At 63.9% G+C, this 12,993-nt stretch carries 11 protein-coding genes; all 11 read right to left on the reverse strand.

What is annotated here, in order from left to right; all coding sequences use genetic code 11:
* Positions 1-213 precede the first annotated feature (213 nt).
* Entirely contained in the window at positions 214-1,095 is an 882-nt protein-coding gene (locus BACI349Y_RS00365) for a glycosyltransferase (RefSeq protein ID WP_159629459.1), read from the reverse strand.
* Positions 1,092-2,366: a hypothetical protein gene (locus tag BACI349Y_RS00370; protein WP_159629461.1), complete on the reverse strand. Its 1,275-nt coding sequence runs from the start codon at positions 2,364-2,366 to the stop codon at positions 1,092-1,094. The genes BACI349Y_RS00365 and BACI349Y_RS00370 overlap by 4 nt, the downstream gene beginning before the upstream one ends.
* Positions 2,347-2,862 carry a glycosyltransferase gene (locus BACI349Y_RS00375; protein ID WP_159629463.1) on the reverse strand — a complete coding sequence of 172 codons (516 nt, stop codon included), beginning with the start codon at positions 2,860-2,862 and terminating at the stop codon, positions 2,347-2,349. The genes BACI349Y_RS00370 and BACI349Y_RS00375 overlap by 20 nt, the downstream gene beginning before the upstream one ends.
* Before the next feature lie 635 nt (positions 2,863-3,497).
* The gene (locus BACI349Y_RS00380) at positions 3,498-4,766 is read right to left on the reverse strand and encodes a glycosyltransferase (RefSeq protein WP_159629465.1); all 1,269 of its coding nucleotides are present in this window, start codon (positions 4,764-4,766) and stop codon (positions 3,498-3,500) included.
* Positions 4,763-6,220, reverse strand: coding sequence for an oligosaccharide flippase family protein (locus BACI349Y_RS00385; RefSeq protein WP_236560669.1), 1,458 nt, complete (start codon positions 6,218-6,220; stop codon positions 4,763-4,765). Before BACI349Y_RS00385 ends, BACI349Y_RS00380 begins: the two co-directional genes overlap by 4 nt.
* On the reverse strand, positions 6,217-7,341 hold the full coding sequence (locus tag BACI349Y_RS00390) for a DegT/DnrJ/EryC1/StrS family aminotransferase (protein WP_159629467.1): 1,125 nt from the start codon (positions 7,339-7,341) through the stop codon (positions 6,217-6,219). Before BACI349Y_RS00390 ends, BACI349Y_RS00385 begins: the two co-directional genes overlap by 4 nt.
* Entirely contained in the window at positions 7,338-7,997 is a 660-nt protein-coding gene (locus BACI349Y_RS00395) for an acetyltransferase (RefSeq protein WP_159629469.1), read from the reverse strand. The genes BACI349Y_RS00390 and BACI349Y_RS00395 overlap by 4 nt, the downstream gene beginning before the upstream one ends.
* Entirely contained in the window at positions 7,994-9,160 is a 1,167-nt protein-coding gene (locus BACI349Y_RS00400; RefSeq protein WP_201302367.1) for a DegT/DnrJ/EryC1/StrS family aminotransferase, read from the reverse strand. The genes BACI349Y_RS00395 and BACI349Y_RS00400 overlap by 4 nt, the downstream gene beginning before the upstream one ends.
* Positions 9,160-10,152, reverse strand: coding sequence for an NAD-dependent epimerase/dehydratase family protein (locus BACI349Y_RS00405; RefSeq protein WP_159629471.1), 993 nt, complete (start codon positions 10,150-10,152; stop codon positions 9,160-9,162). The genes BACI349Y_RS00400 and BACI349Y_RS00405 overlap by 1 nt, the downstream gene beginning before the upstream one ends.
* Positions 10,149-11,291, reverse strand: coding sequence for a Gfo/Idh/MocA family protein (locus BACI349Y_RS00410; RefSeq protein ID WP_159629473.1), 1,143 nt, complete (start codon positions 11,289-11,291; stop codon positions 10,149-10,151). Before BACI349Y_RS00410 ends, BACI349Y_RS00405 begins: the two co-directional genes overlap by 4 nt.
* Positions 11,292-11,319: 28 nt before the next feature.
* Positions 11,320-12,912, reverse strand: a complete 1,593-nt coding sequence (locus BACI349Y_RS00415; protein ID WP_159629475.1) for a sugar transferase — start codon at positions 12,910-12,912, stop codon at positions 11,320-11,322.
* Between the last annotated feature and the right edge of the window lie 81 nt (positions 12,913-12,993).

The following is a 12,993-nucleotide window of genomic DNA, read 5'->3' on the forward strand; positions in this document are numbered from 1 at the left end:
AACCGCCCATGTAGAGAAATGGGTTGTCTCCCGAAACAACCGCGGTTGCCGGCGGTACCAGGGCGACACTTCCCGAGGCCTCGTATTTGACCGGGGCCTGTCCGTAGGCCAGTCCCGCCATGGCAGCTGTTATCAAGATTCCTGCCGCTACGATGTACCACCGACGCCTAAGGCTGTCGTACAGGTCACGTAAGAACATGGTTTGCTCCTTTCCTATTTACGACTAACCAGGGAACTGGCCTGTGCACGAACCAGGGTTTTCAACCGGTCCAGGCCCTCTTTGCCGGCCAGGAGAAGGACGGTGTCCCGTGCCAGCGACCGCACATGATCACGCGCCCAGCGGCAGGTGCCCACGGAAGCCTCCCGCAGCAGGACTGGTTTTGTTGGGTTGTCCACACCAACCAATAGATCCCCAAAAGCCGACGTGTGTTCAGGGCCCGGACTTATGCGCCGTCCGCGGATGCGGTTGCTTACGTTTGTTCCGTGGATGACCTGAAGCCACGCGGCCGGCCCGCCGATTTCAACAACGGGCATGGAGAGGCCCAGCCGATTGTGCCAGTCTGCCCAGCACGTCCGGGGATCATCCCAGTCCTCCCGTACGGAACAGAAGGCGTTGGCCCTGTCCTTGTGTGCATAGATCCTTCCACCTTGGCGGATGAGACCGTTGGTGAAGTAGACAGCTGCCCTTGAATGGTTGATTGGGAGCTTTTGCAGGCGTTCGACGAAGTCAGCCGCAAGTCCGTCATCGTTATCCAGATTTGACGTGATAAGGGTCTGGGCGGCGGCTCCGGTGACGGCTGCCAGATCCTGTACCCGGTCATCCTCTGATACTTCGGTCCGGAATACGGGGGTAAAGACCGGCGGAACGTTGAGTTCACAAAGCCGTTCAAGGAGCCAGGAGGGACTTTCGGGGTCAAGGTAAATGATCCAATGAAAATTCTGGCTGGTTTGGGCCCGTACGGAAGGGAGGCAAAAGGTCTCGAACAGTTCCAGTCTCTGGCGGAGCCACCCGTCTTTGGCGCGTACATAACTTTCGGTACCTGCAGACGGAAGATTGAAGCGGGTCAGAAACACGTGATCGATTGCCCGGGTCATAGTTTCACCTTGTAAATGTGATAGGTCGACTCCCTTGGGAAAGAATCGGTGAGTTTCCCTTGACTGTCGATGTTTATGGACCGGTTTTCGAACAGAACTTCTGCAGAGGAAGCCTTGATCGCTCCAGGCAGCGCAAGTGTTCGATCGCCGGGGCGGGAGTCTGCTCCAATCATCGAGAACATGTAGGCGTAGCCATCGTGGATCTTGAGCATCGTGTCCAGGCCGGCCCCAAAGTCGTATTCAAAGGATTGGGTATTGATGACCGGAGCGAGCTCGCGGATTTGCGAATTGACTGTCCGCATGGCTTCCATCTGGGCTGCACCGCAGAAGCCCGGAGAAACCTGGGCTGCACGAAGGGCACTCCCTGCTTGGCAGGGCCCGTTGAGGCTCTGATTGAAATAGATGATTCCCCTTGCCTCATTAATGATGGAGTTCATTACGGCACCCTGGAGTTGGTCGGGGGCTATGTCTGCAACGTGGCTGCCGCCACCCGGGCCGCCGTTCAGGTTCTCAATGAATTGCCATAAAGGCTGGAGCTTTCCGTCTGCTGCGTCCTGGAGTCGCAGGGCGTCCAAGGTCTTCCCGTAACTGGAGGCGGTTCGGCAGCCTTCGCGGCTTACGGGAACAAGGTTCGTGTTCTTGTACGTTGCAGGATCACAGGTAGGGACGGTGTACCAATACATGTCTACGGAAACCGCATCGGTGAACTCATTGACGAATGCCTGCGCGTCAGCGGCCTTCATGTTGTTGCCGACCACCATGTTGGTGAAATTGGCGTAGCTGAACAGCCCTGCAGGTACGGCCGACCGCAATTGTCCAAGGTGCTTCCGGCCCTCTTCGGGTGTGAACCTTCCGTCGACCTCATCATCCAGTAATGCGCCTACCCAATTCCTGCTGGAAGGCGTGAAAGTTTCGTTGAGCTTTCCGCCAATCCAAAAGACACCATTACGCTCGAATATGGAGTACGGTGTGCTGCTGTCCATCCCCATGTAGGTGTTAATTCCATGCTCTTTGTCGAAGCGGACTTCATCATCGGTGCTGATGCCGTTGTACCAAATTGCTATTGGAAAAAAGGCGGGATCGTCCCAGCCGGCCGCATCAGCCTTGGCGAATGCTTTCCAGTAGTCGGGTCCGCCTTCCCACGGGATGCGCTTCAGGTCGAGTGTTTGTTCGGCGGAGGGGAGCGCGCCTGCGCTGGGAGTGCAGGCGGAGCAGCACAGGCTGATGAGCACGAGGATGGCTGCCGCGGTCTTAATGGGTGTGATTCGCATGCTCACTGATCCCTTCAATATTCCGTATCAGTTGCGCGGCGCGTTCGTCCCATGTGTGGCGTTTGGCGAAGTCCCGGTATCTGGCGGGGGGGTACGCATGGGGATCCGCTTGAAGAATCTGTTTTACCTGCTCAACGAACTGCGACGGTCCAGTGGAGATGGATACGAGGTCGGTATCCAGCCAGCGCACTGAGGGAAGGTCTGTGGCCACAACGGGGAGTCCCGACGCCAAGTAGTCGAGGGTCTTGAGCGGAAACGCTGCCCGGTTGAACGGAGTATCACGGTAGGGCGTGAGCCCCACCCGGGCTGATCCCAGATGCGCCTGCATATCGGAGTATGGAAGTTTTCCCAACCAGGAAACGTTATTGGCCGCCAGGAATGCATCCAATCGCTTTCCAGTTTCCAGGTCCCGTTCAGTACGGGGGCCGATAACCAGCAGCTGCGTACCTGACGCCTGCAGTGCCTCTAAAAGCGAGAGGTCCAGGCGTTCGTTCAACTGACCTGCCAGGACCGCTGTCGGTGTCCTGTTCCCGGATTCTCCTCCCGGTACCGGTATATGACAGCCATTGGGGAGGACCGTCGTATTCTTCACCGTTGCCGGCCGAAGCTGGTCGAGATATTCAGCCAGGCCGGGCGAGACTGCCACCGTCGAATGGGCCGCCCGGAGATTGCCCCCGAGTGTCCGCCGTACTAGGCCGCGGTCCAACCCCATCAGGGGCGCCCCAGCTACCCAGTCATCGGTTACATACAAAATCCTTGCCCCTGGCAGGCCGGCCGGGAAAAGCGCCAAGGGTGACAGCACCAAGGTCGCTAAGGGGGTGATGTGGAGCTTCTGCATGGTGCGCCGAATCGCCGTGTTCATAAGTAACCGGGCCGTTGGCGCTATCGGCCGTCTTGTGAACCCCGGCATTGACATGACGCGCAGGCGGGTGATTCCGGGAGCCACCGACGAACACCCGGTGGGGCGTTTGAGGGTATCCGGGCCACGCACGGCAAGGTGGAGTGGCAGGGGCGGGTCGACCCAGAGAATCGGGATGGATTTGGACAAGGAACGGGCCAGCTGATGGTCGGTTCCCTGGACATCCTCCCAGCGGCTGCCGGCCAGGAAAACTATGGCTTTAGTGGGTGCCATCAGGACCGTCCCCTGATGGTGGGGCCATGACCGGAAGGCGTTGCCAACAACTTCTCCATCGCATTGAAGTCGTCCCGGGCAACGGGTCCGAACAGTCTCCTTGCGTGCTGTGAGAACTGATGGGCAATGAAGCGGCGGGCGGCATCCGCGTCGTTCCGCAACACGGCTTTCTGCTGTTGTCCCTCCAAGGCTCTGCGGTAGAAGTCCTCCTGCAATTCAGCAGCCCTGCACAGGGAAAAACGGTCGGAGACTGTCTTGAGGCAAAAGGCACCGAGGGCTGTGCGTCTTTTCGGGTCTGCGTGCAGGGCGGTCAAGAGTCCAGCCAGGCTTGAGGACGCAGAAAGCGGTTCGTCGCCGACTCCGTACCAGCCCTGCCGCAGGAACAAGGGAAGGGTCTGGGGGGTGACCAACTCCCAGAAACCGCGTTCACCCTGGACGATGGTTGGTTTTCCGAACGCCATGGCCCGAAGCGCCGAGCTTCCCATGCCGATCACCACATCAGCGGAGGCATATGCCGGACGCGGGTCCGTCAGCTGGCCGGTCAGTTTGACAGCATCCCTGCCCAGAGCGGCGTTGACAACGGATGCGGCTGACTCGACTTCACGGCGGGCGGGGCCGTCGCCGGCGATGACCAGTTGGATCCGCAGTGCGGGCTCTACCCGCCGCACTGCTTCGATTGCAGAAAGGATGCCTTCAAGCTTGAGTTCGGCTGCTAATCGCGTGACGGTGGCCACCACGAACGAGCCACGTTCGAGGCCCCACCGGCGTCTGAAGTCGTCCGCCCCTACATCAACCATCGGGTTGTTTTCTTCCAGGTCGACGGGCGGTTCCATCAGTTCCACCCGGGTGCGTCCAAAGTTCCGTTCCCGATTGAGGATGTCCTCCGTGCCGACCAGCAAGGGCATTTGTTTGGGAATGAACGGGGCAACGGCCATCGACATCACTGTCGACACTGCAACAGCGCGGGAACCCCGCGCGGCGAGCAGACATTCCAGCGCCGGCGGCCATTCATATCCGTGCAGGATGTCAATGCCGCGCTCTTTCACCAACCGGATCAGAGCGCCGACGATCCATGGTGTGGGCCGGTGGGAAGGGCGGGGAGCCTCCACAAACTCAAGCCCGAGACCGGCAATTCGTTTGTTCAATGCGCCTGGTTGCCCGAAAAGGACCACATCATGTCCCCGGCGTTGAATGCCGGCAGCGATTTCAATGGCATTCGTCTGGCTGCCGCCGACGCCAAGGTCATGGGGGAAAACGAGAATTTTCATGACAGCGCTGCTGTTCTTAGCGGGGCAGAGCCGACATTGCGGAGGTTCCTGATGAGGTCCCGGCGAAGGTAGAGAAGCCAGAGCGTGCCGCTGCCCGCTGCCGCGCCGCCGGCAATGAGGGCGAGAACTGCATTTGGCTGCAGGGTCGCTGCCAGCCAGGCCAGCCCGCCAACGGCCAGCCCCACCGCGGCCGGCAGAAACATGCCCTTGAACATTCCGCCGATGTCCAGGCCGGTTTTGTGCAATCTGCGCAGGTACAGCGGAAACACAACCAGGCCAGTCACCAGCGCCTGCGCAGCTGCTACGCCCGGGACCCCGAAGAGCTTTGATCCGGCGATCAGGGCTGGAACAAGGACCAGCAGGCTCCCTGCCTGGATATAGAACACAGTGCCGGACTGGCCCAGGACCACAAGGAAGTCGTAGGCAAGATCGCAGAACATCTTTGTGAAGGCGGCGAGTATCAACCAGGAAAGAACTTCTGCCGAAGGCAGCCAATCCGATCCGTACAGCAATAGGATCAAAGGCTGGGCGCAGCCCACCAGGAAAAGCATGGCGGGAAGGGCCGCGCACGTCAGTATGGCGAAGATGGCGCCCGGGAGCGAGTTCATCCGTCCGCGATCGTGCTGAAGTGACGAGAAGGCGGCCGGTGCGACGCGGCGCAGCGGCTGGGCAAGGATACTGACCGGCCAACTCGAGAGGTTGAAGGCCAGGACGTAGAAACCGAGGGCTGTGGAACCAAGGACGGCGCCGGTGGTCAGTTGGTCCGCGTAGCCCAAGGCGAAGAAGATGATGCTCGTGCCCGCCAGAGGCAGCCCGAACCGGAGCAGTGGCATGACCAGCTCCCGGTCCAGGCCCAGCCGGTAGGGGACCGGGGACGCCCGAAGGAACATCACGGCGGCGAGCAGGCTGCCGGCCACACGGCCGACGGCCAGCGCCATCGCTCCCATGCCCGCAAGAGCCAGGACCAGGGACAGCAGGGCCCCCACCCAAACATTCACCTGGTCGATCCCCAGCCGCGTCTTTTCGCGGAAATCCCGCTGAAGCAATGCGGCCGGGGAAGCCACCACGCCGTTGATCAGGACGCTGAGGATCAACACCCTGATGACGTCCGTGGCGTGTGGATCTCCCACGGCGGCGGTAAAAGCCGGGGCGGCAACAATGGCCGCCCCGCAGAACAAGGTGCTTCCCGCCACGGAAATGGTGTTGACGGTGGGCACGATCCGGGCCGGATCTCCCGGCCACCTGACGATGGCCAGGGAAACGCCGAGTTCGTTGAAGCTCAACACCGCCATGAGTGCCACCAGCGCCACCGCGAAGGTGCCGAATGACTCCGGTCCCAGCACACGGGCCAGGACAATGCCGATGCCCAGCGTGCCCAGCCGGGAAAGTACCGTATTCAGGACACTCCAGCCGAATGCACTGGAAGCTCCGGGGCGGGGCGCGGGTTCCATCATGATGTCTTCACAGCATCTGCCAGCACCTCTGCGACCCGCTGCTGCTGGTCCGCGGTGATGTGCGGGAACAGCGGCAGCGACAGGATCCGGCGGGCGGCTTCTTCGGCAACAGGGAACGAACCGGGAGTGCCGCCGGCGTACGCCTCGCTGAGGTGAACCGGGACGGGGTAGTGGATGCCGGCGTGGATCCCGGCAGCATGCAGCGCCCGGAGGACCGCATCCCGGTGCTGGACCCGGACCACGTACAGGTGCCACACATCCGCGTTTCCGGGCGCCTCCTGCGGAATGTCAACCCCCGGCACGCCGGCCAGAAGCGCCGCGTACCGTTCCGCGGCTGCGCGCCGCCGCTGGTTCCACCCGTGAAGCCTGGCAAGTTTTGCCTTGAGGACTACTGCCTGGACCGTGTCCAGCCGCGAATTGAACCCAATGGCCTCATGCCGGTACTTTTCTGAGCTGCCGTGCGCGCCCAGCAGTCGGACCCGTGCCGCAAGGCCGGGATCGTTGGTCAGCACCGCTCCGGCATCTCCGGCGGCGCCAAGATTCTTGCCAGGGTAGAAGCTGGTTCCTGCCGCCGCGCCCAATGTACCGGCCTGGGCTCCAAAGCGTGTTGCACCCTGCGACTGTGCAGCGTCCTCGATGATCACGGCACCGCAGGACTGCGCGATGGGCACCAGGCGCTCCACGAACGCGGTCTGCCCGAACAAATGGACCGGCACTATGGCCTGCGTTCTGGATGTGACGGCGGCCGCCACGGCGTCCGGATCAATCAGAAGGTAGTGGGGGTCGACGTCGACGGGTACCGGGACTGCCCCGATGCGGCTGACTGCCTCTGCCGTTGCGATGAAGGTATTCGCGGGGATGATCACCTCCCCGCCGGGGCAGACACCCCCGGCCCGCAGGGCAAGTTCCAGGGCGTCGGTTCCGTTGGCAACGCCGACGCAGTGCCCGGCGCCCGCAAACGAGGCGTACGCGGCCTCAAAATCTGCAACGGCCGGTCCGCCGATAAAGGAAGCCGTGGAAAAGACGTCAGCCAGTTCCGCCATGACTTCCTCATGGACCTCCGCCTGCTGGGCGGCGAGGTCCACCAGTGGAATGGTCTGTACGTCTATCCCGGTTCTCATGACATCCCCCGAAACTTGAAGTTCTCCCCGTTGATTTCGTGCGCCGGCACACCCACCCACGTCTGGCCATCGGGAACGTTGCTGAGGACCGCCGCGCCCATACCCACCGTGGCGTAGGCCCCCACGGACGTCCGTTCACGCACGCTGGCGTTCATGCCCAGGTACGCTCCCCGGCCGATCCGGACTCCGCCGCCCAGCGACACTCCCGCAGCGAATGTGGCGAAGTCGGCCACGTCGTCGTCGTGCGTGAATGTCACCGACGGCATGGCGACCACGTGCGAGCCCAGCGTGACGGCCGCGGTGAGTGTGACGTTCCGCAGCAGGATGCTGCCCCTCCCCACACGGCACCCCTCGGGGTACTGGACGGAGGGATCCACGGCGATGGCGTAGCGGGCCTCGGTGAGGCCCAGCGCGGTCAACCGCTCCACCACAGCTTCACGGACCCGGCCGGAGCCGATGCAGACCAGGACGAACGCGTGCGTGTACTTGGCGGCGTCGTCGATGGTCCCGAGCACGGGCGCCCCTTCCACGGTCACGCCCGCCATTTCCTTGTCGTCATCAAGCAGGCCGACGACGTCGTACTGGCCGCTGCTGCGCACCATCGCCAGGACTTCGCGGGCCAGGCCGCTGGCAGCTATCAGGATCAGCTCACTCATGTGCGCATCCCGGCGGCCGCAGCCCGGATGGTGCTGATAATCCTGGCCAGCCCTTCGTCGTCGAGTTCGTGGTAGACGGGGAGGATCAGCGTCCTGTCATTGAGCCGCTCCGTCTGCTGCAGCAGGGCCCGGCCCGCGTTCCGCCACCGGTAGGCGGGCTGGCGGTGGGCGGCCATGATCCCCCTTCTGGCCGAGATGCCGGCTTCCGCCAGGAGCTCCATCAATCCGTCCCGCGTAGTCCCAAAGTTCGGCAGGACCTCCACCCAGAACGACTGGAAATTGGTGGTGCCATAAGGAGGATCCGACACCAGCCGCAGTCCCGGTACCCTCGAGAGGCCGGCAACATACTGCGCTGCGATGTCCCGCCGCCGTGCCAGCACCTCCGGCAGCCGGCCCAGTTGCACCAGCCCGACGGCGGCCTGCAGGTCCGTCATCCGGTAGTTGAACCCCACCTCAAGGTAGGACTCCGGCGGAGCGAGCAGTGAACCGTGCCGGTCCGCAGCGGACACGCTCATCGAGTGCTCGCGCAGGGTCCTGGCCCGGGCCGCCCAGTCAGCCCGGTTGGTGGTGAGCATGCCGCCCTCACCGGTGGTCAGGATCTTGCGCGGGTGGAAGGACCATACGGCAACATCCGCGCCCGCACCCACCGGCCGTCCCTTGTAGGTGGATCCGACGGCACATGCTGCGTCTTCAATCACGGTGATTTCGTGCCGGTCGCACAGCTCGCGGATGGGGTCGATGTCCAGCGGCACGCCGCCCTGGTCCACCACGATCACGGCACGGGTGTCCAAAGTGAGCGCAGCGTGGATGGTTTCCGCGGTCACGTTTCCGGTGGCCGGGTCAACATCGCAGAACACCGGGCGCGCCCCAACATATGTCACGGCGTTTGCGGTGGCGATGAACGACAGGGACGGCACAACCACGTCGTCCCCGGGCCCGATTCCCGCGACCACCAGCGCCAGGTGCAAGGCCGTGGTGCAGCTGGACGTGGCAACCGCATGGCGGACTCCCTGGAATTCGGCGAAGCGCGATTCAAATTCCTTGACCTTGGGCCCCTGCGCCACCCAGCCGGACGCCACCACCTCAGCCAGCGCCCGGGCTTCCTCCTCACCGAGCCAGGGCTTCATGACGTTGATCCGGGCAAGAACTGGTTCAGCAGTCATCAGGCACCAACCTTCCGTGCAGCGGCGATCTCGTCGCGCAGCGGCAGCCACCAGGTGACCAGTTGCCGCAGTCCCTCTTCCAGTTCCACTTCGGCCTTGAAGCCAAGGTCGCGGGCGGCGGCGGAGGTGTCAGCCAGCCGGCGCACCACGCTGTTTACCTGGCGCGCGGGCCCGTGCTCCACGGCGAGGCTGGAGCCCATGACCCGCAGGAGTGCCTGCGCCATCTCCAGCAGGCTGGTTTCCGTACCGCTGGCCACGTTGTAGGTCCCTTCAACGACGTCACTGCCGGCGGCCAGCACGTTCGCGCGGGCGACGTCGGCGGTATGGATGAAGTCCATGGTCTGGAGTCCGTCGCCAAAGATCAGCGGCGGTTCCCCGTCCATGATCCGCTCCATCCAGCGCACCAGGACCTCGGTGTACAGGCCGTGGACGTCCATCCGGGGCCCGTACACGTTGAAGTAGCGGAGCATCACGTAGTCGAGGCCGGTCATGGCCCGGAAGCTCCTGGCCATGCCTTCATTGAAGGACTTGGCTGCCCCGTAGAAAGTGTCGTTGTTCGCATGGTGGTGCCGTTCCGTGGTGGGAAACTCTTCAGCCATCCCGTACACGGAGGCGCTGGACGCCGCCACGAGCTTGGCTACCTTGTGCTCCGCGGCCGCTTCGAGGACATTGAAGCTTCCGTCCACCAGGACCTCCAGGGCCAGCCGCGGCTCCTCGGCACACTGGGTGATGCGGATGGCCGCCTGGTGGAACACCAGGTCCTTGCCGCGGGTGAGGTCATGCACCAGATCCCGGTCCTGGATGTTGCCCTGTACCAGCTCAACCTGCCCGGATGCCATGGCGCCGGCCAGGTTGTCCAGCCTGCCGCGGACCAGGTTGTCGAGCACGTCGATATGGCTCACGCCGGCGTCCAGGAGGGCGTCCACCAGAGTGGATCCGATGGTGCCCGCCCCGCCGGTGACCAGGACGCTGGCCCCCTCAAGGCGGCTCACAGTGCTTCCTCCAACTCGGCCCCGGAGCCACCCAACGCGGCGCCTGTCGCGGCCAAGGCAGAACCGGCCACGGGAGTGGGGCGCCCGTCCTGGGTCAGGCTGCGGGTCACCGCTTCCAGGACGGACAGCACGCGGAGACCGGATGCGCCGCCTGTCCTGGCGTCGCGGCCGTTGCGGATGCAGGACGCGAGTTCAGCCACCACCTGGCCGAGGGCCTCGCGCTCGGGCAGCGCGGGGGACCAGGTGTCGCCGAGGCGGTAGGAAACGGCGGTGGAGGCTCTTTCCCCGGCCGATTTGGGTTGCCGGTCCAGGCTGACGCCCCGGTCATAGACGCTAAGCCGCTGCTGGGGGTTCAGGTCATCCCACACCAGGGTCCGCAGGGAACCACCGATCACCATCTGGCGGATCTTGGTGGGGCTCAGCCAGTTCACGTGCACGTGGGCGGTGGCATCGTTGGGAAGCCGGAAATTCAGGTGCCCCACGCAGTCCCGCCCGGTTCCCAGCGGGTCCGCACCGAAGGCGGACACGGTGGCGGGGTTGAGTCCGCCGGGGAGGACAAAATCGAGGATGGAGAGGTCGTGCGGCGCGAGGTCCCAAAAGACATCCACGTCGGGCTGCACGAGCCCCAGATTGATCCGGGTGCAATCCACAAACAGGATCTCTCCAAGGGACCCGGACTGGACCAGTTCCTGCATCTTGAGGACGGCCGGGGTGTAGCAGTAGGTGTGGTCCGCCATCAGGACCAGCCCGTTGGCATGTGCTTCGGCCACCATCTCCAGCCCGTGTTCCCTGCTGTCTGCCAGCGGCTTTTCCACCAGGACATGCTTCCCGGCCCGGAGCGCCGTCATGACCGTTCCGTGGTGGGTGCGCGCCGGCGTCGCGATGGCTACCGCGTCCACCTCAAAGGTGTCCAGCAGCTCATCCAGTGACTCCACGCAGGGGATGTCCCCGAGCGTGGCGGCAAGTTTCCGCGCCCGCTCGACGTCCAGGTCGCAGATGGCCACCAGGTCCCAGTCCGGGCTGGCCTGGAGGTTGCGCGCCAGGTTTGGTCCCCAGTAGCCGGCACCCACGACGGCGATGCGGAGTTTGGGCGCAGGTTGCGGTTGGGTGGCGTGGAATGGATTGGTGAAGGCTCTCATGTCACTTTCTTCCCATTTTGTGGATTTGCTAGTAAGCGCCCGATGGCCGGACTACAGCCCGGAACGTCCGCCAAAGAATCAGCAGGTCGCCCGCGAGGGACCAGTTTTCGACGTAGTAGAGGTCCAGCCGGACCGCTTCCTCCCAGGGGAGGTCCGAGCGGCCGTTGATCTGCCACAGTCCGGTGATGCCCGGCTTGATCAGGAGCCGGCGGCGGGTGTGGCGTTCATAGCCGCTGACCTCACGGTCCAGCGGGGGCCGGGGCCCCACCATGCTCATGTCGCCCAGCACCACGTTCCAGAGCTGGGGGAGTTCGTCCAGTGAGTACTTCCGCATCCAGCGTCCGCAGCTCGTGACCCTGGGGTCGTCCTTCATCTTGAAAAGCACCCCGGCGCCCTGGTTCTGCTGGTTCAGGGCCGCCAGCCTCGCCTCGGCGTCGACCACCATGGAGCGGAACTTGAACATTCCGAAGACCTGGCCGTCCTTGCCGATCCGGTCCTGGCGGAAGAGCACGGGACCAGGGCTGTCCAGCCGGACGATCAAGGCGATCAGCAGGAGCACGGGTGAGAGCACCAGGAGGGCAGCAAGCGCAGCCGTGACATCAATGACCCGCTTCAAGGCGTGCTTCGCTCCGGTGTATTGCGGAATGTCCACGTGCATCAATGGCAGGCCGTCTACGGGCCGCCAGTGGACGCGGGGCCCGGCCACGTTGGTCAGGGTTGCCGCGAGAATCAGCTCGGTGGACGATTCCTCGAGTTTCCAGCCCAGTTCACGGATGAACTTGTTGCCGCCCGGGAGGGGACCGGCGATGATCACAGAGTCCGCCTGGACCAGGCGGACTGTCCTGGCAATGGCGTCCGTGGAGGAGAGCACGGGCACTGTTTCGTCTTCCACCCGCAGGCCGGCTCCCCGCCGTGCCCCGGGAAGGCATGCGCCCAGGATCTCGTATACAGCTCCCGACTTGCGGACCTGCTGAACCACATAGCGGACATCTTCCGGTTCGCCCACCACTACGGCGCGCGAGAGGTGGCGGCCTTTTGCCTTCTCGGCGGTGAGCCGGCGGCGGAACAGGTGGCGGTTCACCGTCAGGGCCGCCAGGCCCAGCGGGAGGGACACGGTCACGAACGCGCTGGCGCCGTGGATGGAGAACACCACCGCGGCGAGGGCCATGAGGCCGAAGATGTGCAGTGTCGCCGAGGCCACGCGCTTGTACTCATCGGCCCCGATGCCCAGCACCTTGAGGTCCCTGCTGTGGTAGAGCTCAAGTGCGCCCAACCAGGCAACGGTCAATGCCGCGGCCGCGGCAGCCGCTCCGCCGTCCCTGGGTCCCTCCGGCGAAAATCCTGCTTCCGAAAGGAGGAAGCCGGCGTAGGCGGCGGCCATCACCACTGCGGCGTCCGTGCACCTCAGAAGATTGATATGCGTGGAAATCCAGGCCGCGGTTGCCTTCCTGGTCCGGACTTTCACTGCCAAGGAGGTTCGGGCCGCCGACGGCAGGGGAAAGCGGGTTCCTGCGCTTTCCCCTGCCGCCTGCTGCCCTGTTCCCGCCCGCTGTGCAGCAGCGGGGGAAACAGGCCAGTCGAACGCTGCGCGCCGGGTCCTGGCTACTGGTATTTCTGCCATGGTCACCCTTTCCGGCGTAGCCGCCTGTCCTCTGGCCGTGAAGCAAAGTTAGCCGCAGACGGCCGGGTATTGAGGGGATGG

Source organism: Arthrobacter sp. 8AJ (assembly GCF_902506025.1).
GTDB lineage: Bacteria > Actinomycetota > Actinomycetes > Actinomycetales > Micrococcaceae > Arthrobacter.

Bases quoted from the DNA above. Each gene is read 5' to 3' on its own strand.
- BACI349Y_RS00415 (WP_159629475.1), bottom strand. From the start codon at position 12,912: ATGGCAGAAATACCAGTAGCCAGGACCCGGCGCGCAGCGTTCGACTGG.
- BACI349Y_RS00380 (WP_159629465.1), bottom strand. From the start codon at position 4,766: ATGAAAATTCTCGTTTTCCCCCATGACCTTGGCGTCGGCGGCAGCCAG.
- BACI349Y_RS00370 (WP_159629461.1), bottom strand. From the start codon at position 2,366: ATGCGAATCACACCCATTAAGACCGCGGCAGCCATCCTCGTGCTCATC.
- BACI349Y_RS00385 (WP_236560669.1), bottom strand. From the start codon at position 6,220: ATGATGGAACCCGCGCCCCGCCCCGGAGCTTCCAGTGCATTCGGCTGG.
- BACI349Y_RS00365 (WP_159629459.1), bottom strand. From the start codon at position 1,095: ATGACCCGGGCAATCGATCACGTGTTTCTGACCCGCTTCAATCTTCCG.
- BACI349Y_RS00400 (WP_201302367.1), bottom strand. From the start codon at position 9,160: ATGACTGCTGAACCAGTTCTTGCCCGGATCAACGTCATGAAGCCCTGG.
- BACI349Y_RS00395 (WP_159629469.1), bottom strand. From the start codon at position 7,997: ATGAGTGAGCTGATCCTGATAGCTGCCAGCGGCCTGGCCCGCGAAGTC.
- BACI349Y_RS00390 (WP_159629467.1), bottom strand. From the start codon at position 7,341: ATGAGAACCGGGATAGACGTACAGACCATTCCACTGGTGGACCTCGCC.
- BACI349Y_RS00410 (WP_159629473.1), bottom strand. From the start codon at position 11,291: ATGAGAGCCTTCACCAATCCATTCCACGCCACCCAACCGCAACCTGCG.